Genomic DNA, 20,041 nt, shown 5'->3' with positions numbered 1-20,041 from the left:
CCCTCGCGGGCGGCGACACGGGAGAATGCAGCATGGCGGCGACCGCCCGAGCCCTCTGGTACGCCTCACGCCGGACAGTGGACCTGCGTGATGCAACGCTGGATGAACGCGGACCGGCCGACGCCGAGATCCGCATGCTCTATAGCGGGGTCAGCCGCGGCACGGAAAGGCTCGTCTTCAACGGCCTCGTCGCGGCCCCCGAGCGCGAGCGCATGCGGTGCCCGCTGCAGGAGGGCGATTTCCCCTTCCCGGTGAAGTACGGCTACTGCGCCGTCGGCACCGTCGAGGCCGGCCCCGAGGCCCTGGTGGGACGGACGGTGTTCACGCTGGGGCCGCACCAGACGCGCTTCCTCGCCCCGACCGACAGGGTGTCCGTCGTCCCGGTCCCGGACGATGTGCCGGCCCGTCGCGCCATCCTCGCCGCCAACATGGAGACGGCGCTGAATGCGGTGTGGGACTCCGGCGTCGGCCCCGGCGACCGCATCGTCGTGGTGGGTGGCGGCGTTCTCGGCCTCCTCGTCACCTTCCTCGTTTCGAAGATCCCGGGAACCGAGGTCACCCTCGTCGATCCCGAGCCCTCGCGCCGCGACTTTGCGAAACTCTTCGGCGTGAAGTTCCAGAAGCCTCTCGACGGCCCCTCGGACTGCGACGTCGCCTTCCACGCCTCGGCGACCTCGGCCGGCCTTGCCTGTGCCCTCGCCTGCTGCGGCGACGAGGCGACGGTGGTAGAACTCTCCTGGTTCGGCGACCAGGATCCAGCCGTGCCGCTTGGCGCCGGCTTCCACTCGAAGCGCCTGAAGCTGATCTCCTCGCAGGTCGGCATGGTCGCGACATCCAGGCGGCCGCGCTGGTCGTATCAACGCCGTCTCGAGAAGGCGGTCAGCCTGCTCGCCGACGACCGCCTCGACCAGTTCATCACGGCGGAGGTCGCCTTTGACGACCTGCCCGCCGCCCTGCCCCGCATCCTCGAACCCGGCGCGCATGGTCTTATGACCGCCGTGAAATACTGATCAGGAGAGGTCCATGTATTCCGTCGAAGTCCGCGACCGCATCATGATCGCCCATTCCCTGCCCGATCCCTTCTTCGGGCCGGCGCAGGGCAAGCATGGCGCGAGCTTCGTCGTCGATGTCGCCTTCTACCGCGAGACGCTCACCCCCCAGAACGTCGTGGTTGATATCGGCGCGGCGCTGGAGGTGCTCGGCAAGACGCTGAAGCGCCTCGCCTATCAGGATCTCGACACGCTGCCCGAATTCGCCGGAAAGCTGACGACCACCGAGTTCCTCTGCAAGTATGTCTTCGACCGCATGGCGGAGGCCGCCGCCTCCGGCGCCCTTGGCGCCGACGCATCCGGGCTGGCGAAGCTCCGCGTCACCCTTCACGAGCACGATCTCGCCCGCGCCACCTTCGAGGCCGCTCTGCCGGGCATCGCGTGACCGTGCCGGACGGCGGGTCCTCCTCATGAACAGGGCGGTGTTCGCCATTCCCGGGGATCTCACGACCCCGACAGGCGGCTATCGCTATGACCGCGAGGTGCTGGCGCGGGCCGGCTCGGCGGGCATCGCGCTCATGCATCTCGCCCTGCCCGGCGCCTATCCCTACCCCGCGCCCGACGATCTCCTCAGGGCCGCCGGCACGCTCGTATCGCTCCCTGCCGACGACGTGCTGCTGGTCGACGGCCTCGCCTATGGCGCCCTGCCGGAGAGCATCTGCCTGTCCATCAAGGCCCCGATCGTGGCGCTGGTCCATCATCCTCTCGCGTTGGAGAGTGGCCTTTCGCCCGAGGCCGCCGCCCGCTTCCGCACCAGCGAGAGGGCGGCGCTCGCCCATGCCCGGTGGGTCATCGTCACCAGCAGCTCGACGGCCCGCATTCTCCGCGAGGACTATGACGTGCCGGCCGACCGCATCACGGTCGCCGAGCCGGGCACCGACCCTGTTCCGCGCGCGCGCGGGTCAGGTGAGTCCGTGCCCGTCATCCTCGCGGTCGGGGCGCTGTCGCAGCGCAAGGGCTATGACGTGCTCGTCGAGGCCCTGGCAAGGCTCGGAGGCGAGACCTGGCGCCTCGTCATCGCGGGCGCGACGGATCGCAATCCCGAGACCCATGCGGCCCTGCGCGCCGCCATCGCCCGCCACGGCATCGAACGCCGCGTCACTGTGGCCGGCGCGGTCAGCGATGACGAACTGCACCGTCTTTATGACGGAGCCGACATCTTTGTCATGCCCTCCCTCTACGAAGGCTACGGCATGGTGCTGGCCGAGGCCATGGCTCGTGGCCTTCCCATCGTCACCACCACCGGTGGCGCGGCCGCCGAGACGGTTCCCGAGGGTGCCGCCATCAAGGTGGCGCCCGGCGACCCGGCCGGCCTCGCCGCAGGCCTGTCGCGCCTGATCGGCAATCCAGGTCTCAGGGCAGAACTCGCCCATCGCGCCTTCGTCGCAGGCCAAGCCCTGCCCGGCTGGGACGATACGGCCCGCATCGTCGCCGGCGTGCTGGCGCGGGCCGGCTCAGCCCAGACGCCGTCCGCCTGCGAGCAAGGATCCGTCCCATGAGCTTTTCTCCCGAATGGCTGGGGCTACGCGAGCCGGCCGATCATGCGGCCCGCTCGGCCCACCTGCTGGCGCAGGTCCGCAGTCATTTCGACGGCAGGGACAACATCAGCGTCGTCGATCTCGGCTGCGGGGCGGGCTCCAACCTGCGCGGAACCTTCGCCGCTCTGCCCGACCGCCAGAACTGGCGACTGGTCGACTACGACCCGAAGCTGCTGGCCGCCGCGCGCAAACGGCTTGCCGCCTGGGCCGACGTTGCGGCGCCTGACGGTGAAGGCCTCGTGATCGAGAAGGACGGCAAGGCGATCGCCGTCGCCTTCCACAAGGCCGACCTCAACCTCGCCCTCGACACCGCCCTTCCCGTCGATGCGGACCTCGTCACCGCAGCCGCCCTCTTCGACCTGGTCTCGCCCGCCTGGATCAACCGCTTCGTCGGTATCCTCGCACGACGCCGCCTGCCGCTCTACACGGTGCTGACCTATGACGGCACCGAGCGCTGGGAGCCGCCGCATCCCGCCGATGGCGCCATGCTCGCGGCTTTCCACGCCCATCAGGGGACGGACAAGGGCTTCGGCCCGGCCGCCGGCCCGCAGGCCACGGACCTGATGGCAAGCGCCTTCGTCGCCGCCGGCTATGATGTTCGGCGCGCCCCGAGTCCTTGGCGCCTCGGTGCGGACTTCGCCGTTCTCGCTCGCGAACTGGTCACGGGATTTGCGGCGGCCGTTCGTGAGACGGGCCAAGTGCCCGAGACCGTGATCGACGCCTGGCTCGACGCCCGCCTTGCCAGCGTCACCTGCGTGGTCGGTCACGAGGATCTTTTCGCCGTTCCACGCTGACCCCAGACAGGCAGAAGCCCCGGTGCATGGCCGGGGCTTCGCCTGGAGGTCTTGGAGGGTCGTGGAGGTCTGGCAGGCAGGCGTTGCGATCACTCGCAGACGCGAATGGTGCGGCGCTCCGGGCCGTAGGGGCCATCGACCCAGCGGCGGGTCAGGTAGCACTCGGAGGCGTAGGCGCGGGACTGGCTGGCGGCGATGGCGCCGCCGACGATGAGGCCGGTGGCGAGGGCGCCGACGCCGAAGCCGATGTGGCGGCGATGCCAGGGGCCGGCTTCGGCCTGCGAGGAGACGCCGACCGACAGGGTGGCGACGGCGAGGGCGGCGATGGCGAGGGTCTTGAAGCGGTTCATGGCGGGGTCCCCTTGGGTTCTCGTGGGGCTCCAGCGCCCCTGATACCCATGGGTCGCACCGATCCTGAAAAAGGTTCGGACCCGCTGCGAAATTTTTCGCGGACGGGCCCGAAACTTCGATCGGAATGGACGGGGCTATTCGGCCGCCTCGCCCGACCGCCGCTTCGCGGCGTCCTCGACCGCCTGCTCGGCGGCGTCGAGCGTCTTCAGCGCATCCGGATGGGGCATGGACATGATGTTGTAGCCCGAATCGACGTGATGCACCTCGCCGGTCACACCTCCCGACAGGTCGGACAGGAGATAGAGCGCCGAGCCGCCGATATCGTCGAGCGACACATTGCGGCGCAGTGGCGCATGGCGCTTCTGGAAGTTGAACATGAGTCGCGCATCCGCGATGCCTGCACCCGCCAGCGTGCGCACCGGCCCGGGCGACAACGCGTTCACGCGGATGCCGAGCGGGCCATAGTCGGCCGCGAGGTAACGCACCGAGGCCTCGAGCGCCGCCTTGGCAACGCCCATGACGTTGTAGTTCGGCATGACCCGCGTCGAGCCGCCATAGGTCAGCGTGAGCAGGGTGCCGCCGGGCTGCATCAGGGCCGCGGCGCGCTTGGTGATCTCGGTGAAGGAAAAGCAGGAGATGACCATCGTCCGCGAGAAGTTGTCGCGGGTCGTGTCGGCGTAGCGGCCCTTGAGCTCGTTCTTGTCGGAGAAGCCGATGGCGTGGACGACGAAGTCGAGCCCACCCCAGGCCTCCGCGAGACGGGCGAAGGTCGCATCGACGCTGGCGATGTCCTCGACGTCGCAGGGGATGACGAGCGGCGTGCCGAGGCTCTCGGCCAGCGGCCTCACGCGCTTGCCGAGCGCCTCGCCCTGATAGGTGAATGCGAGTTCCGCGCCGTGGGCGGCAAGCGTGCGGGCGATGCCCCAGGCGATGGAATGGTCGTTGGCCACTCCCATGATTAGGCCGCGGCGGCCCTTCATCAATGCGGTCACGCGCGAACTCCTCGCTGTACTTTCGGCACGCGGGTCGCGGCTGACGACCCGGAGATGGGGATGCGCAAACCGGTCGGTCCACATGGGCGTTCACTGCGAGGTGACGGACCTGCGACCCTTGCCATTCTTCTGCGACTGCCCGGTGACGGGATCACCTCACGCATCGACATGCTTGAGGACGATGGTGGCGTTGGTGCCGCCGAAGCCGAAGGAATTCGACACGACGCAGCCGAGTTTGGCGTCGTCGATGCGCTTGCGGACGATCGGCATGTCGGAGAGCTCCGGATCGAGCTCCTCGATATGGGCGCTCTCGCAGATGAAGCCGTTGTTCATCATCAAGAGCGAGTAGATCGCCTCCTGAACGCCGGTGGCGCCCAGCGAATGGCCGGTGAGCGACTTGGTCGCCGAGATCGGCGGGCTCTTGTCGGCGCCGCCGAAGACCTCGCGGATGGCCTCGATCTCCTTGAGATCGCCGACCGGAGTCGAGGTGCCGTGCGGGTTGATGTAGTCGACCTTCGGACCGACGCCCTGAAGCGCCATCTTCATGCAGCGCACTGCGCCCTCGCCCGAGGGCGCCACCATGTCGTAGCCGTCGGATGTCGCGCCATAGCCGGCGATTTCGGCATAGATCTTCGCGCCGCGCGCCTTGGCGTGCTCATATTCCTCCAGCACCACCACGCCCGCGCCGCCGGCGATGACGAAGCCGTCGCGGTTGGCGTCATAGGCGCGCGAGGCGGTCGAGGGCCTCTCGTTGAACTTCGACGACATGGCGCCCATGGCGTCGAAGAGCACGGACAGCGTCCAGTCAAGTTCCTCGCAGCCGCCGGCGAAGACCATGTCCTGCTTGCCCCACTGGATCATCTCGTAGGCATTGCCGATGCAGTGGTTGGACGTCGCACAGGCCGACGAGATGGAGTAGTTCACGCCCTTGATCTTGAACCAGGTGGCGAGCGTCGCCGAGGCGGTCGACGACATCGCCTTCGGCACGGCGAAGGGTCCGACACGCTTGGAATTGCCGCTTTCCTTGGCCTTCTCGTAGGCATCGATCAGCGCGCGGGTCGAGGGTCCACCGGAACCCATGATGATGCCGGTGCGCTCGTTGGAGATGTCGCCGGCCTCAAGCCCGGCATCGAGGATCGCCTGGTCCATCGCCACGTGGTTCCAGGCCGAGCCGCCACCGTGGAAGCGCATGGCGCGGCGGTCGAGGATCGTCGTCGGGTCGAGGGTCGGCGCGCCTGATACCTGCGAGCGGAAGCCATGCTCGACGAAGGCCGGATCGAGCGCGATGCCGCTCTTCGCCTCGCGCAGGGAGGCCAGAACCTCGTTCGTGCTGTTGCCGATGGACGAGACGATACCCATTCCGGTGACGACGACGCGGCGCATGAGGACCTCTTGGGTTGCAGGCCGCGGCGGGCGCGGCCGGAATGGGGCGATTCAGGAGATCAGGCAGCCGAGCCGAACAGCCCGACGCGCATATCCTTGACCTCATATATGCGCTTGCCGTCGGCCTCCAACCAGCCATCGGCGATTCCGAGCACGAGCCTGGACTTGAAGATGCGCTTGAAGTCGACGCCATAGACCACCTTCTTCGTGGTCGGCAGCACCTGCTCGGAGAACTTGACTTCACCGACGCCGAGCGCCCGGCCGCGCCCCGGAAGGCCGAGCCAGCCGAGATGGAAGCCGGTCAGTTGCCACAGCGCGTCGAGGCCGAGGCAGCCCGGCATGACCGGGTCGCCCTTGAAATGGCAAGGGAAGAACCAGAGATCGGGCTTGATGTCGAATTCGGCGACCACGTGACCCTTGTTGTGCGCGCCGCCATCCTCGCCGATCGAGGTAATGCGGTCGAACATCAGCATGGGCGGCAGGGGCAGCTGCGCATTGCCGGGACCGAACAGCTCGCCGCGCCCGCAGGCGAGCAATTCCTCGTAGGTGAAACTCGACTTGCGCTCGCTCATGCCTGCAGGGTCCGCCTCTGGTCTGCCGGAATCCCGGCCACGATCGGGCTGCTCTCTAACACAGGGGTCCCGGAGGGGCAAAAGGCCGGCCGGCGAATTGCGATGACGGTGGAGAACCCCTGCCGTCAGCGCTGGCCCGGATCGCGCGGAACGGCGCGGCTATTGCGAATGCCTTGCAGATGAACCCGCTTCTACCTAGAATAACGGGATGACCGTTCGTACTCTCATCGACCTGACCTATCAGGATTCTGCGCCGCCGGGCGACAGCAAGCTGTCGACCCACGATCGCGTCAGCCTGCTGCAGAAGACGGGCTGTCCGATCCACGACGTCCGCAGCATGTTGCGCGAGGTCGGCCTCCGGCCGACGCGCCAGCGCATGGCGCTCGGCTGGATCCTGTTCGCCAAGGGCGACCGGCACGTCACCGCCGAGATGCTCTATGACGAGGCGACCAAGGCGCGCGTGCCGGTGTCGCTGGCCACCGTCTACAACACCCTGCACCAGTTTACCGAGGCGGGCCTGCTGCGTGAGATCGCGGTGGACGGCTCGAAGGCTTATTTCGACACCAACCTCTCCGATCACCACCACTTCATCGTCGAAGGCGAGACCACGGTGTTCGATATTCCCGGTCCCCACGTGGCCGTGGACAAGCTCCCCGCCGCCCCAGAGGGCTATGAGGTGGCGCGCGTGGACGTCGTGGTGCGCCTGCGCCGCAAGGACGGCCGCTGACGCTGCTTGCGGCAATGACTCGGCGAATCTGGCCACGGCCGTTGCGGCGCGTGGCCTTTTTCATGCCGGGCTGACGCGGGTAGCCCCTCAGGCGTCGGCGGCGATCGCCGCCGCCCCGACCGACAGCGGCACCGTCGCCGCGAGATAGCCGGCGGCCTTGGCCAGCACGGCCGCGATGATGACCGGCCCGACCTCGGCCACGCCGGACAGTCGGGTGCCGAGAAAAACCGTCACCGTACCGGCGAGGATTGCCGTGCAAACGATCCCGGTCGTGCGCTCCGAGCGACGGAACAGATGGCGCGCCGCGGCCGCGAACCCGATCGACTGGCCGAAGGTCGAGGCTGAGAGGGCGGTGCCGCCGGCGAGCAGCACAATCATCAACGACAGGGCCGCGAGCGTCACGATCGCCCGCAGCAGTATCGAAGGCCATCGCGCCGCAGCGGCCGGCTGGGTCCCGAGGATGGCGAGATCGAGAGCGCCGACGAGCGCCAGGGCGGCGACCAGACAGATGACGGCGATCGTCGCGCTTTCCAGCGAGATCCGCCCGGCCATGGCGAAAAGATGCCGGACGGGCCCGGGTTCGACGCCGCTGCGCCGGGCGAGGCGGAGGGTCGCGACATGCGCGCCCAGCAGCACGGCAAGGTGCAGGCTGGCGAGCAGCAGCAGAACCAGAGGAAGCTTCCAGCCGAGGCTGAGCCGCAGCCGCACCGCCGCCTCCGTGATCGCCCCGGCGGCAAGGGCATAGGGCAGCACGTGGAGCACGATGCGCCAGCCCGCATCCCCCAGAAGCTGAAGGAAGCGGGCCGCGAAGGCCTGCGGTCGTGGAGAGGTCCCGGTCACGCGATCATCATGAACGAGACCATCGCCACAGGCGAGCCGATCAGATCACCACCTCGATGAGGAACGGTCCCTTGCGCTTGTTGGCGCTGGCAAAGGCATCGGCAAAGGCCTCGGCGGTCTCGACGCGGGTCGCCGCGACGCCCATGCCGCCGGCAAGCTTCACCCAGTCGAGGTTCGGATCGCCGAGAGACAGCATGTCGTGCGCCTTCCGGCCCGGATTTTCCGCACCGACATTGGCGAGTTCGCCCTTGAGGATCGCGTAGGAGCGGTTCGCCCAGATGCAGACCGTGACGTCGAGGCGCTCGCGCGCCATGGTCCACAGGGCCTGCAGCGAATACATGCCCGAGCCGTCAGCCTGAAGGGCGATCACCTTGCGGTCGGGGCAGGCCACGGCCGCGCCAACGGCGAGCGGCAGGCCTTCGCCGATGGCGCCGCCGGTCAGCGACAGCCAGTCGTGCGGTGCAGCCCCGTGCGTGTCCTTGAAGAAGTTCCGGCCGGTGGTGACCGATTCGTCGGTGACGATGGCGTTCTCGGGCAGCAGATGTCCGAGCACCGCCGCGATCGAATCCTGGTTGAGATGGCCCTTCGGCAGGTCGGGACGCTTCGGCGTGTTCAGCACCGGCGTCGCCTTGTCGGCGCCGAGGCGCTCGGCGAGGCGGGCGAGCGCATCCTCCGCATCCTCGTGAAAATGCGCCAGCGTCACGACCTCGGCCTCCGGCGGATAGAGGATCGAAGGCTTGCCGGGATAGGCGAAGAAGGCGACCGGCGCCTTGGCGCCGACGAGGATGAGGTGCGTCACGCCCTTGGTGGCGGCCAGCGCCACGTCCACCGGATAGGGCACCCGCTCCAGCGCCATGCGGCCGACGCCGCGCTCGATGCGACCGTTCGAGCCCTCGGCGCGAATCTGCGCGCCGGTCTTGGCGACGATCTTCGCGGCGTGGACCATCGGCCTCTCGCGGACAGCCCAGGTGCCCATGACGATCAGCGGCTTGCCGCCGGCCTCGATCGCACGTGCCGCGGCCTCGACCGCATCTTCCGATACTTTGGCGGGAGCGGCGACCGGAGCCGTGCTGGCGGGACCGGTGCCCTCGGTCCAGGCGGTATCGGCGGGAAGGATGAGGGTGGCGATCTTGCCCGGCGTCTGCATGGCGACGTTGATGGCCTCGGCGCCGTCGGCCGCGACGTCCTTCGACGACATCGAGGTCTTCACCCAGTGCGACATGGTGGCGGCAATGCCCTCGATGTCCGAGGTAAGCGGCGCATCGAACTCACGATGGTAGGTCGCATGCTCGCCCACGATGTTGACCACACCCGAGCGCGCGCGCTTCAGGTTGTGCAGGTTGGCGAGCGAATTGCCGAGGCCGGGACCGAGGTGGAGAAGGGTCGAGGCCGGCTTGTTGGTCATCCGCCAGTAGCCGTCCGCCGCGCCGGTCGTCACGGTCTCGTGCAGGCACAGCACGCAGCGCATGCCATCGACCCGGTCGAGGGCGGCCACGAAGTGCATTTCGGACGTGCCGGGATTCGTGAAGGCCACCGTCACGTCGCCGGCAACGAGGGTGCGCACGAGGCTCTCGGCCCCGTTCATAGGCTTGGTCATCAGTCTGGATCACTTCATCGGAGAGAAGGCGGTGGGAACCAGGATCCGGTTTTCCATCCGCAGGAGAAACGGCGTCGCCGCGTCGAGATAGTCGCCCCAGTTCGGAGCGACGGCCAGCTTGGCGCGGCGCTGTTCGCGATCGGCCATGCTGTCGTATTTCCACAGGTGCACGACCTGGTTGAGGGTGCCGATCTCGGTCACGAAGAAGCCGATTGGCTCACCCAGGATCGGCCACTGGATCGGCTTGGCGAGGCGCTCATAGACGTCGAGAAAGGACTTCACCTTGCCCGGGTGGCACGTATAGCTGCGCTCGTCGATGATCATGGCTGTTCCCTTCCTGTCATGGGCGCGTTCAGGAGCCGCGCAGGCCGATGCGCTGGCCGCCGTCCACGGTGATGGTGGTGCCGGTCATGAAGGCGCCGGCCTCCGACAGCAGCAGCAGCAGCGCGCCGTCGAGGTCCTCCTCCCGGCCGAAGCGGCCGACGGGGATATCCTTGGTCATCTCCGCGCCCTTGCCGGTGAGATAGTCCCGATTGATGTCGGTAACGACATAGCCCGGCGCGATGGCGTTCACGCGGATGCCCTTGAAGGCCCACTCCAGCGCCAGCGCCTGGGTCATCTGGATCACGGCGGCCTTGGAGACGGCATAGGAGGCGTTGCCCTTGCCGACCCCGTAGCCGAGGATCGAGGCGATGTTGACGATGGCGCCGTGCTTCCCCGCCTTGAGCAGGCGCTGGGCCGCCTCGCGGGCGGTGTAGAACACACCGTCGAGATTGGTGGCCATGGTCTTGCGCCAGTCCTCGTCGGAGATCTCGGCGGCGCGGCCCGGCACCGCGATGCCGGCATTGGCGACGACCGCATCCACCGTGCCGAAAGCCTTCTCCGCAGCCTCGAACGCCGACTTGATGGAAGCTGACTCGGTGACGTCGCCGGATACGGCGATCGCCTGGCCACCGGCCTTGCGGATGGCCTCCGCGACGCCTTCCACCTTCTCGGCCCGGCGGGCGACAGCGACGACGGCGGCGCCATGCTCGGCCAGCGCCATGCAGAAGCGGGCGCCGAGGCCGGTGCCCGCACCGGTCACCAGCGCCACGCGGCCGGTCATGTCCAGAAGGTCCCTCGGCGCCATGCGCGCGTCTCCCGTTGATGGCGGCGCACACTGGCAAGGTGCCGCGGCCCCCGCAAGCCGGCCACGCGGTGGACAGCGATGCGTTGCCGGATTCGACGGGCGCAGGCGCCCTCTTGACGGCGCGCGCCGGAAGGCCGCATGTCGCCTCATCTGCCCTGTAGCAGTGTGTATCGAAGTAGCCAGAGGCATCATGCGCCTGCCGACATTCGCCCGCCGCGACGCCCTGAAGCTGATCGCCGCAGCCGGCCTTTCCTGGCCGGCAATGGCGCAGGCGCAGCAACCGCAGAACGGCCAGCAGCCGGCCCAGCCCACGACGCCGCAGCCCCAGTCCCGCTTCGCCTTCGAAGATGTCGTGCGCCGCGCCCGCGATCTGGCCGGCCTGCCCTACGAGGCGCCGCGCCCCGACCTGCCGGCGGTTCTGACGGGCATGAACTTCGACCAGTACCGGGACCTGCGGTTCCGTGCGGAACGCTCGCTTCTGCAGCAGGGTGGTAGCCCCTTCCGCATGCAGATGTTCCATCTGGGCTTCATCTACCGCACGCCTGTGGTGGTGAACGTCATCCGCGAGGGCATCGCCACCCCCATCCCCTACGCCGCAGCCCTGTTCGACTACGGCCGCAACCGCTTCGAGCGACCGCTTCCCGTCGATCTCGGCTTTGCCGGTTTCCGCATCCATCACCCGCTGAACGATCCGCGCGTCCACGACGAACTGATCTCCTTCCTCGGCGCCAGCTATTTCCGGTTCCTCGGCCGCGGCCAGAAATACGGTCTGTCGGCGCGCGGCATCGCCATCAACACGGCGGGGCCCGGGCAGGAGGAGTTCCCGGTCTTTCGCGAGTTCTGGGTCGAAACGCCGCAGGCCGAGGCCCAGTCCTGCCGGATCCACGCGCTGCTGGATGGCGAGAGCCTGACGGGGGCGTTCCAGTTCACGGTCTTCCCGGCGCAGGAGACCGTGGTCGACATCCGCTGCACGCTTTTCCCGCGGCGCGCCATCCCGAAGCTCGGCGTCGCGCCACTGACCTCGATGTTCTTCTATGCGGAGAACGACCGGCGCGACTTCGGCGACTACCGGCCGGAACTGCACGATTCCGATGGACTTCTCATCCATTCCGACACCGGCGAGTGGCTGTGGCGCCCCTTGCGCAATCCGCGCCAGGTGGAGGTGTCGCAGTTCGCCGACCGCCAGGTGCGCGGCTTCGGCCTGATGCAGCGCGATCGCATCTTCGAGCACTACCAGGACATCGATCTGTCCTACGAACTGAGGCCGAGCTACTGGGTCGAACCACGCGAGGGATTCACCGACGGGCGCGTCGAACTCGTCGAACTGCCGACCTCCGACGAGACGAACGACAACATCGTCGCCTACTGGGTGCCGAACCGTCCGATCGAACAGGGCCAGACGCTGACCTTCGCCTATCGCCTCGTCTCAACGATGAACGAGGCGCGGCTTCATCCCGGCGGCTTCGCCCTCAACACCTACCGCACCAAGCCCGTCGCGCTCGGCTCGGGCGAGCAGGCGCCGGCCAATTCGACGCGGTTTATCATCGATTTCGTCGGCGGCGAACTCGACTATCACTTTCCCCAGCCGGATACGGTCCAGGTTGTGCCCTCGGCGACCAACGCCCGCATCACCCGCACCTTCCTCGTGCCAAACCCGCAGACCCGCGGCTTCCGTGCCGGGATCGACGTGGTGGGCGAAGCCGGCCAGACCGCCGATCTCAGGGCCTTCCTGCGCACCGGCACCAAGGCGCTCACCGAGACCTGGACCTTCCCCTGGAAGGTGGAGTGACCCGCAAGAAAACGCCCGGCACAAGGCCGGGCGCTGTCCTTTGTTGCAGGAACGGGACGATTACTGGATGACCTGCACGTCGCGACGGTCGGACGGGCTCACCAGATAGAGATTCTCGCCGACCACGATGTAGCGGTACTCGGTCATGCCAACATCGGCCGGGAAGGCGCGCAGTTCAATGTCCTGCGGCAGGGCGGTTCCGCGCGACACGACCATGCCGTTCGGCAGGACTGTCGCCGCCGGGCGCTGCGACTGCCAGTGGGTGCGGATCACGCGCTGCTGTTCCATGTTCACAGCGTTGATGTTGCCGGTGTTGCGCGGCGCGTTGGCGTCGGGACGACCGCCCGGCGCGCTGCCGCCGGTCTGGGCATAGGCGGCGGTGCTGGCGGCAAGGGCGATGGCCGAAGCCATGAGAATCGTCTTCATCGGATCGTCTCCGTGCCGGGGCCACAGGATCTCTTGAATCCCGCGGCCTTTCTTGGAGGGAATGCGGCGCTTGTCCTTTCAGGGGAGAGTGGAACTGGCCGTCGTGTGAACAACGTGAGGAGGTTGGGCCTGTTCCGGAATGAACTGTGACCATTCAGGGGCAGCCGTATCGCCGATGCTCGCCCTCGATCGCCGGCGGCTTCCCGGGCGCGATCGGGCCTGTATGCTTTCCGGGTGGCGCCGACATTGAGGCCCCAGGCGGGAGGAATGACAATGCGGACAAGGCCAGTCTTCCTGGCGCTCGCGCTGGCGATCGCCGTATCGGGCGCGCATGCGCAGGACCTGGGGCAACCGGGCGACGCTCCGGCCGAGGCGTCCATCGTCGGCCCCTGGGTTGGCACCTATACCTGCGGCCAGGGCCTGACCGGCATTTCGCTGACCATCACCGAGGTGGGCGATGGACGCGCCGAGGCGCTGTTCCACTTCTATGCAGTGCCTGAAAACCCTGGCGTGCCCACCGGCTGCTTCCTGCAGACCGGCTCCTACAATCCGGCAACGCGCCGCGTCACCCTGCGCGGCGGACAGTGGCTCCTTCAGCCGCCGGACTATGTCACCGTCGGATTCTCGGGCCAGTTCGACCGTTCGGGACAGCGGCTCACCGGAAAGGTCATCGGCCCGCGCGGCTGCACCACCTTCCGCATGGAGCGGCGGGAGGAATCGACGCCTGTTCCTGCCCGCTGCAGGCCGCAGGTGGCCGCGCGCTGATCAGGCCAACCGGCCACGCGCGTCACATGTGGCCTTGCCTCAGGCGGCGTCGCGCCGGTGGTCCATGGGGCCGCGGCGCAGGGTGCCGACGAAATCATGCACTTCGGCGGCGAGGCGTCCCGCCTGGTCCGACAGACCGGCCGAGGCCTGCTGGGTGGTCTCGGCGAGTTGCCCGGTCTCGGCGGCATTGCGGGTGACACCCTCGATGTCGATCCCGATGCCACGGATGCCATCCACAGCCTGTTCGATGTGGACGGCGATGCCCTGGGTGGCGCGCGTCTGCGCCTCGACGGAGGCAGCGACGTCGCGGGTGATCTCATCGACCTCGGCGATGATCCGGCCGACCTCTGAGATCACCTCGACGGCGGCGCGCGTCGCCCCCTGCACGTCGGCGATATGGGCGGATATCTGGCTGGTGGCCTCGGCCGTCTGGCTCGCCAGCGACTTGACCTCCGAAGCGACGACGGCGAAGCCCCGTCCCGCCTCCCCGGCCCGTGCGGCCTCGATGGTCGCGTTGAGGGCAAGGAGGTTGGTCTGGGCCGCGATTGATGTGATCAGTTCGACGACCTCGCCGATCCGCTCGCCCGCCTGGCTCATATGGCTGATGGTCTCGGTCGCCTGCGAGGCCTTGTCGACCGCGATCCTGGCGATTTCCGCCGACCTGCCGACCTGATCGCCGACGCTGCGGGCCGATTCGGTCAGTTCCGAGGTCGCCGTCACCACCTTTTCCATGGTGTCGGTCGCCGCTTGCGACACGCCGGCAACCGACACGGCGCGCTCGCGCGTCTCGCCGGCCCCCTGGCTCAGCCGCCCGGCCGTCTCGCCCATGGCGTTGGACGCAGCCGAGACGTTGTTGACGATGGAGGCGATCATCGTCTCGAACTTGCCGGTCTCGACGGCAAAGCCCCCGACCCTCGCCTGAATGGCCACCATCGCCTCGTTGATGGTGCGCGCCGCCAGCAGCAGGGCGCCATGCAGCCCCTCCTCGCGGATATGGCGGAAGTACTTGTTGGACCGGACCGCCTGCATGGCGGCCGCGGATTCGCGGACATAGGCGTCGCAGCGGTCGATCATCCGGTTGGCCGCGTGCATCAGCGTGCCGACCGCGCCGCGGTCGTTGATGTGCAGGATGCGCGCCTCGAAGTCGCCCATGGCGACGGCGTTCATCACCGTGCTGGCGCGGCGGATGTCACGATTGAGCGCGGCAAGGAACCAGCCTGCCCCGGCAAGGCCCGCGAGAGCGACGAGGTTCGCGATGCGCGCGGCCGATCCCGCACCGAGCCAATCCAGAGCGAGGCCGCCGATGACGGCAGCGCCGGCGAAACCGGCCGAGGCGGAAGCCTTAGAGAGCGAGGACAAGTTCATCATAGCCCAGGTTCTTCGAGGTGACGAAGTCAGCCAGCGCCTTGGAACTGGCGGCCAGCGCCTCCTTGCCGTTGCGATGGCTCGCTTCGAGGCGCAGGAGATCGGCATAGATCGGCGTGATCGTGTCGATGACCGAGCGCCTGGGCACCCGACGGTTCGAATGGAAGGCGACCAACTGCCCGCTCGCATCGTATGAGGGCGTCACATGGGCGAAGACCCAGTAGTGGTCGCCGTTCTTCGCCATGTTCTTCACGTAGGCGAAGACCTCGTGCCCCTGGGCCAGCATGTCCCAGAGCAGCTTGAACACAGCCCGCGGCATGTCGGGGTGGCGGATGATGCTGTGCGGCTCGCCGAGAAGTTCCTTCTCGGAATAGCCCGCGATGGCGAGAAAGACATCGTTGGCGTAGGTGATCCGTCCCTTCGTGTCCGTCTTGGACACGATGATGTCGGCCGGATCAAAGAAAACCTCGCGTCCGGTCGGACGTATGACCCTGGCCATGGACTATCTCTCCATTGAGATGACCACAGCTAAGCGGGGAATGGTGAACAGGGGGTTAGCGGAGCACCCCTGCCCTATGAAAAACGCTGCAACCACATGCGTTTTGCGGGACATCAAGTGACACGAGGCCAACCCGACGGCCGCGCGGGATCGGGTTGACCTCGGAAGCGCAGCCGGCAGCCCGGCGTCAGGCGGTCACCTTGTCGAAACCGCTGCGGATCTTCTCGATCGGCAGGTCCCGACCGATGAAGACGAGGCGGCTCTCGCGCTTCTCGTCGTCCTTCCAGGCGCGCTGGTGATCGCCGTCGAGGATCATGTGGACGCCCTGGAAGACGAAGCGTTCGGGGTCGTCCTTGAAGGCCACGATGCCCTTGCAGCGCAGGATCTTCGGGCCCTCGACCTGGGTCAGGTCCTGGATCCACGGGAAGAACTTGTCGGGGTCGAGCGCCTTGTCGGTGCGCAGCGACACCGACTGCATGTGCTCGTCGTGATAGTGCTTCAGGCCGCCATGGCTCGGGTGGTCGCAATCCGCGCCGCAGGCATGGTCGTGATCGTGATCGTGATCGTGATCGTGAGAATGGCCATGGTCATGATGGTGGTCGTGGTCATGGCCGTGATGATGGTGGTGGCCGTCGTCCTTCTGCAGGAAGGCCGGCTCGATCTCAAGGATGCGCTCCAGATCGAAGGCGCCGCGACCGAGCACGGCCTCCAGCGGCACTGCGCACTTCTGCGTCTTGTGCAGCACCGCATAGGGGTTGATCGCGCGGATGCGCGCCTCGACCTCGCGCAGTTGCGCGGGCGAGACGAGATCGGTCTTGTTGAGCAGGATCACGTCGGCGAAGGCGATCTGGTTCTTCGCCTCCGGCGCGTCCTTCAGGCGGTCGAGCAGCCACTTGGCGTCAGCCACCGTGACGACGGCGTCGAGTGCGGTCCTGGCGCCCACTTCCTCGTCGACGAAGAAGGTCTGCGCCACCGGCGCGGGATCGGCGAGGCCGGTCGTCTCGACAATGATCGCGTCGAACTTGCCCTTGCGCCGCAGGAGCCCCTCGATGATGCGGATGAGATCGCCGCGCACGGTGCAGCAGATGCAGCCGTTGTTCATCTCGAAGACTTCCTCGTCGGCGCCGACGACGAGGTCGTTGTCGATGCCGATCTCGCCGAACTCGTTGACGATGACCGCGAAGCGCTTGCCGTGGTTCTCGGTGAGAATGCGGTTGAGCAGCGTCGTCTTGCCGGCACCGAGATAGCCGGTCAGCACGGTAACCGGGATCTTCTGGAGAGCGGCGGTAGTGGGCGAGGCGTCGGTCATGGTCATTCCATCAGCCTGGAAAGGATCAGGGCTCATATAGGCGGGCAGCGGGCGGGGCGAAATAGGCGATCAGCCCTGCGCCAGAGCCCCCGCGATCTGCAGGGCGTTGTGCCGCATCATGTCGACATAGGTCGCTGCCGGGCCGCCGGCCTCCGACAGCGCGTCGGAATAGAGCTTGCCGCCAATCCGCGCACCCGTCTCCGCCGAAATACGCTGGATGGAGCGCGGATCGGAGATGTTCTCCATGAACAGCGCCGTGACCTTGCCCTGGCGGATCTGCCGGACAAGGGCGGCAATCTCGCGGGCCGAGGGTTCCGATTCCGAGGACACGCCGCGCACCGCGAGGAAGTCCACCTCATAGGCCCTGGCGAAATAGCGGAAGGCATCATGCGTGGTCAGGAGCCTGCGCTTCTCGCGGGGAATGGCCCCGATGGCCGCACGGATCTCCCTGTCGAGCGCCTCCAGCATCGCGTCATAGGTCGCTGCATTGCGCACGAAGGCCTCCGCATGGGCTGCGTCCGCCTGCGACAGGCCAGCCACGATCACCTTCACGTAGAGCCGGACATTGGCGACATCCTGCCAGGCGTGCGGATCGTTCGCGCCGTGGGAGTGGCCGTGCGTGTGCCCATGGGTATCGCCCCCGGCGGCCTTCAGCGCCGTGACACCGGTCGACGCCGTCACGACCGCCGCGCGGGTGCCCGACGAGCGCACGAGCCTGCTCATCCAGCCTTCGAATCCGAGGCCGTTGACGACCACCACCTTTGCGGCAGCCAGAGCACGCGCATCCGCCGGTGTCGGGGCGTAGGAATGAGCGTCGCCGTCCGGGCCGACGAGGCTGGTCACTGCGACATGCTCGCCCCCCACCTGCCGGACGAGGTCAGTGAGGATGGAGAAGGTGGCAACGACCGGCAGGGGCGTCGTCGCCTGTGCCAGGGTGCGATGGCTCAGGAGCGGGGCGGAGAGAAGGGCCGAAACGGCGTGGCGGCGCGTGAACATGCGAAACGTCCTCTGGTCGGGACTTCAGGCCTCGCGGTGCCGGGCCGGCCAGTAGGTGGGAACAAGACCACCATGAGGACCGAAGACGAGCGACACCAGGTAAATCACCCCCGCCATGAGGACGATCGAAGGACCCGAAGGTGTCGACATGTTATAAGATAACACAAGCCCTGCATAGCCCGATATGATCCCGAAACCGATGGCGATGGCCGCCAGAGCCGTGACATTGCGACCCCAGAACTGGGCGGCGATGGCCGGGAGCATCATGAGGCCGACGGCCAGCAGTGTGCCGAGGGCATGAAACCCGGCCACCAGATTGAGCACGACCAGCGCCAGGAAGACGAGGTGCGATGGCGCGCCCGCGCGCGAGACCGAGCGCAGGAAGCCGGGATCGACGCAGTCGAGAACCAGCGGCCGCCACAACACGGCGAGCGCCAGAAGGGTCACCGTCGTGATTGTCGCCAGCAGGATGAGGGTCGGATCATCGAGCGCCAGAACGGAGCCGAACAGCACCCGGAACAGGTCGACGTTCGAGCCGCGCATCGACACGATGATGACCCCGAGGGCCAGCGACATGAGGTAGAAGGCCGCCAGCGAGGCATCCTCCTTCAATGCCGTGAAACGGGCGACGAGGCCGGCTGTCAGCGCGACGGCGAAACCGGCGACGATGCCGCCCACCGTCATCGGCACCAGCGCCAGCCCGAACAGCAGATAACCGACCGCGGCCCCCGGGAGGATGGCGTGGGCCATGGCATCGCCCATCAGCGACATGCGGCGCAACATGAGGAAGACGCCGACCGGCGCGCCGCCCAGCGACAGGGCGATGGCGCCGGCCAGCGCACGGCGCATGAACTCGAACTCGACGAAGGGGCCGATCAGGGCGTCATACATAGAGAGCAGCCTTCACGCCGCTTCGGCGCAGATGCCGGCGTGATCGTCGAAGGCTTCCGTCATGCGGCGCGCCGCGAGCAGGTTCTCGGGCGTCAGCACCTCGTCGGTCGGACCCCAGGCGATGGCGCGGCGCGCCAGCAGGAGCGATTGCGGGAAGGCCTGGCGCACGGTCTCCATGTCGTGCAGCACGGCAACGACCGTGCGGTGCTCCGCATTCCACCGTCGAACCAGATCGAGGAGGTCGGCGGAAGTTTTCGCGTCGATCGCCGTAAAGGGTTCGTCGAGCAGGATGAGCTGGGCGTCCTGGACGAGGAGGCGCGCGAACAGCATGCGCTGGAGCTGCCCGCCTGACAGCGTGCCGATCGCCCGCGCCTCGAAGCCGGTCATGCCGACAGCTGCGAGGGCCTGTTCGACCGCCCGGGTGTCCGCCTTCGACAGGCCGCCGAACAGGCCCGTGCGCCGCCACAGGCCCATAGCCACCATCTCCATGACCGTGATCGGAAACGTCCTGTCGATCTCGGCGGCCTGCGGCAGATAGGCGATGGCGCGGCGGTCGGTGGCGGCCATCTCGACGGCGCCGCTGAGCGGGCTGATCGCACCCGCAAGTCCCTTGAGCAGGGTCGACTTGCCGGCCCCATTGGGGCCGACGACGGCCAGCAGGGCTCCCGCCTCGATCGTCCCGTCGACGTGATGGACGGCCGGGTGGCGATCATAGCCGAGAGTCAGGTTGCGGATGCGGATGGCGGACATCGACGGCCTCAGCCCATGGCCCAGAGGACAAGCACCCAGAGCACCGCGGCAAGGCTGCCCGCAATGATCAGGCGTCCGGCGACGGACATGGTGAGCGCCGACACGGTGGCGGAGGGTCGCGCGCGGCGATGCGCGTGACCCTCGTCATGATGATGGCCGGTGTGATCGTGCTCACCGGCGGACGAAGCGTGGGCAGCCAAGGTGCAGTGTCCAATTTAGTGAAGGGTAAGTTATATAGTATCAGAGCAGCGACGTCCAACCGCGTCCTCGCGATCCGCC

The 20,041-nt window shown here is 67.6% G+C and carries 23 protein-coding genes; 7 read left to right on the top strand and 16 right to left on the bottom strand.

Annotation, left to right across the window (positions count from 1 at the left end; translation table 11 throughout):
- Positions 1 to 32: 32 nt before the first annotated feature.
- From ACJ4V0_RS13600 to ACJ4V0_RS13585, 4 genes are read left to right on the top strand one after another with little or no spacing between them, the layout of a single operon-like run.
- A complete protein-coding gene (locus tag ACJ4V0_RS13600; protein ID WP_448300124.1) occupies positions 33 to 1,010 on the top strand; it encodes a zinc-dependent alcohol dehydrogenase in 978 nt (325 codons plus the stop codon).
- Between the two features lie 13 nt (positions 1,011 to 1,023).
- The gene (locus ACJ4V0_RS13595; RefSeq protein WP_448300123.1) at positions 1,024 to 1,434 is read left to right on the top strand and encodes a 6-pyruvoyl trahydropterin synthase family protein; all 411 of its coding nucleotides are present in this window, start codon (positions 1,024 to 1,026) and stop codon (positions 1,432 to 1,434) included.
- 25 nt (positions 1,435 to 1,459) lie between these two features.
- Complete coding sequence (locus tag ACJ4V0_RS13590; RefSeq protein ID WP_448300122.1) at positions 1,460 to 2,548, top strand: glycosyltransferase family 4 protein; 1,089 nt, start codon at positions 1,460 to 1,462, stop codon at positions 2,546 to 2,548.
- A complete protein-coding gene (locus ACJ4V0_RS13585; protein WP_448300121.1) occupies positions 2,545 to 3,381 on the top strand; it encodes an SAM-dependent methyltransferase in 837 nt (278 codons plus the stop codon). Before ACJ4V0_RS13590 ends, ACJ4V0_RS13585 begins: the two co-directional genes overlap by 4 nt.
- A gap of 89 nt (positions 3,382 to 3,470) precedes the next feature.
- On the opposite strand, the gene ACJ4V0_RS13580 is transcribed toward ACJ4V0_RS13585, so the two are convergent.
- The 4 genes from ACJ4V0_RS13580 to fabA all read right to left on the bottom strand — a co-directional run bounded on the left by ACJ4V0_RS13580 (position 3,471) and on the right by fabA (position 6,679).
- Entirely contained in the window at positions 3,471 to 3,731 is a 261-nt protein-coding gene (locus tag ACJ4V0_RS13580; protein ID WP_448300120.1) for a hypothetical protein, read from the bottom strand.
- 135 nt (positions 3,732 to 3,866) lie between these two features.
- The gene (fabI, locus tag ACJ4V0_RS13575) at positions 3,867 to 4,724 is read right to left on the bottom strand and encodes an enoyl-ACP reductase FabI (RefSeq protein WP_448300119.1); all 858 of its coding nucleotides are present in this window, start codon (positions 4,722 to 4,724) and stop codon (positions 3,867 to 3,869) included.
- A 156-nt stretch (positions 4,725 to 4,880) separates the two neighbouring features.
- The gene (fabB, locus tag ACJ4V0_RS13570) at positions 4,881 to 6,107 is read right to left on the bottom strand and encodes a beta-ketoacyl-ACP synthase I (RefSeq protein ID WP_448300118.1); all 1,227 of its coding nucleotides are present in this window, start codon (positions 6,105 to 6,107) and stop codon (positions 4,881 to 4,883) included.
- Positions 6,108 to 6,166: 59 nt separating this feature from the next.
- On the bottom strand, positions 6,167 to 6,679 hold the full coding sequence (gene fabA, locus ACJ4V0_RS13565; protein WP_448300117.1) for a 3-hydroxyacyl-[acyl-carrier-protein] dehydratase FabA: 513 nt from the start codon (positions 6,677 to 6,679) through the stop codon (positions 6,167 to 6,169).
- Positions 6,680 to 6,887: 208 nt separating this feature from the next.
- On the opposite strand from fabA, the gene irrA reads away from it, so the two are divergent.
- Complete coding sequence (gene irrA / locus ACJ4V0_RS13560) at positions 6,888 to 7,406, top strand: iron response transcriptional regulator IrrA (RefSeq protein ID WP_448300116.1); 519 nt, start codon at positions 6,888 to 6,890, stop codon at positions 7,404 to 7,406.
- 87 nt (positions 7,407 to 7,493) lie between these two features.
- On the opposite strand, the gene ACJ4V0_RS13555 is transcribed toward irrA, so the two are convergent.
- The 4 genes from ACJ4V0_RS13555 to ACJ4V0_RS13540 are packed head-to-tail and all read right to left on the bottom strand — an operon-like array spanning position 7,494 to position 10,972.
- On the bottom strand, positions 7,494 to 8,246 hold the full coding sequence (locus ACJ4V0_RS13555) for a hypothetical protein (RefSeq protein WP_448300115.1): 753 nt from the start codon (positions 8,244 to 8,246) through the stop codon (positions 7,494 to 7,496).
- Between the two features lie 40 nt (positions 8,247 to 8,286).
- Complete coding sequence (locus tag ACJ4V0_RS13550) at positions 8,287 to 9,843, bottom strand: acetolactate synthase large subunit (protein WP_448300114.1); 1,557 nt, start codon at positions 9,841 to 9,843, stop codon at positions 8,287 to 8,289.
- Between the two features lie 9 nt (positions 9,844 to 9,852).
- Positions 9,853 to 10,167: an NIPSNAP family protein gene (locus ACJ4V0_RS13545; RefSeq protein ID WP_448300113.1), complete on the bottom strand. Its 315-nt coding sequence runs from the start codon at positions 10,165 to 10,167 to the stop codon at positions 9,853 to 9,855.
- Positions 10,168 to 10,195: 28 nt separating this feature from the next.
- Positions 10,196 to 10,972, bottom strand: coding sequence for an SDR family NAD(P)-dependent oxidoreductase (locus ACJ4V0_RS13540; RefSeq protein WP_448300112.1), 777 nt, complete (start codon positions 10,970 to 10,972; stop codon positions 10,196 to 10,198).
- Positions 10,973 to 11,162: 190 nt separating this feature from the next.
- Between ACJ4V0_RS13540 and ACJ4V0_RS13535 the strand changes: the two genes are divergently transcribed.
- Positions 11,163 to 12,761: an OpgD/OpgG family glucan biosynthesis protein gene (locus tag ACJ4V0_RS13535; RefSeq protein ID WP_448300111.1), complete on the top strand. Its 1,599-nt coding sequence runs from the start codon at positions 11,163 to 11,165 to the stop codon at positions 12,759 to 12,761.
- 60 nt (positions 12,762 to 12,821) lie between these two features.
- On the opposite strand, the gene ACJ4V0_RS13530 is transcribed toward ACJ4V0_RS13535, so the two are convergent.
- Positions 12,822 to 13,187 (bottom strand): DUF1236 domain-containing protein, encoded by a 366-nt coding sequence (locus tag ACJ4V0_RS13530; RefSeq protein ID WP_448300110.1) that lies wholly within the window; start codon positions 13,185 to 13,187, stop codon positions 12,822 to 12,824.
- 273 nt (positions 13,188 to 13,460) lie between these two features.
- Here ACJ4V0_RS13530 and ACJ4V0_RS13525 point away from each other — a divergent pair, with 273 nt between their 5' ends.
- Entirely contained in the window at positions 13,461 to 13,952 is a 492-nt protein-coding gene (locus tag ACJ4V0_RS13525) for a hypothetical protein (RefSeq protein ID WP_448300109.1), read from the top strand.
- A 39-nt stretch (positions 13,953 to 13,991) separates the two neighbouring features.
- Here ACJ4V0_RS13525 and ACJ4V0_RS13520 read toward each other — a convergent pair whose 3' ends face one another.
- The 7 genes from ACJ4V0_RS13520 to ACJ4V0_RS13490 all read right to left on the bottom strand — a co-directional run bounded on the left by ACJ4V0_RS13520 (position 13,992) and on the right by ACJ4V0_RS13490 (position 19,962).
- Positions 13,992 to 15,317 carry a methyl-accepting chemotaxis protein gene (locus tag ACJ4V0_RS13520; protein ID WP_448300240.1) on the bottom strand — a complete coding sequence of 442 codons (1,326 nt, stop codon included), beginning with the start codon at positions 15,315 to 15,317 and terminating at the stop codon, positions 13,992 to 13,994.
- A complete protein-coding gene (locus ACJ4V0_RS13515) occupies positions 15,295 to 15,816 on the bottom strand; it encodes a PAS domain-containing protein (protein ID WP_448300108.1) in 522 nt (173 codons plus the stop codon). Before ACJ4V0_RS13515 ends, ACJ4V0_RS13520 begins: the two co-directional genes overlap by 23 nt.
- Before the next feature lie 187 nt (positions 15,817 to 16,003).
- Positions 16,004 to 17,131 carry a CobW family GTP-binding protein gene (locus tag ACJ4V0_RS13510; protein ID WP_448300107.1) on the bottom strand — a complete coding sequence of 376 codons (1,128 nt, stop codon included), beginning with the start codon at positions 17,129 to 17,131 and terminating at the stop codon, positions 16,004 to 16,006.
- Between the two features lie 63 nt (positions 17,132 to 17,194).
- The gene (locus tag ACJ4V0_RS13505) at positions 17,195 to 18,121 is read right to left on the bottom strand and encodes a metal ABC transporter solute-binding protein, Zn/Mn family (RefSeq protein ID WP_448300106.1); all 927 of its coding nucleotides are present in this window, start codon (positions 18,119 to 18,121) and stop codon (positions 17,195 to 17,197) included.
- Between the two features lie 24 nt (positions 18,122 to 18,145).
- Positions 18,146 to 19,012, bottom strand: a complete 867-nt coding sequence (locus ACJ4V0_RS13500; RefSeq protein WP_448300105.1) for a metal ABC transporter permease — start codon at positions 19,010 to 19,012, stop codon at positions 18,146 to 18,148.
- 12 nt (positions 19,013 to 19,024) lie between these two features.
- Positions 19,025 to 19,762: a zinc ABC transporter ATP-binding protein AztA gene (aztA, locus tag ACJ4V0_RS13495; protein WP_448300104.1), complete on the bottom strand. Its 738-nt coding sequence runs from the start codon at positions 19,760 to 19,762 to the stop codon at positions 19,025 to 19,027.
- Positions 19,763 to 19,770: 8 nt separating this feature from the next.
- Positions 19,771 to 19,962 (bottom strand): hypothetical protein, encoded by a 192-nt coding sequence (locus tag ACJ4V0_RS13490; RefSeq protein WP_448300103.1) that lies wholly within the window; start codon positions 19,960 to 19,962, stop codon positions 19,771 to 19,773.
- Positions 19,963 to 20,041 lie beyond the last annotated feature (79 nt).

This window comes from Phreatobacter aquiterrae, from assembly GCF_053471285.1.
This window is presented reverse-complemented; position numbering and strand designations above follow the sequence as displayed.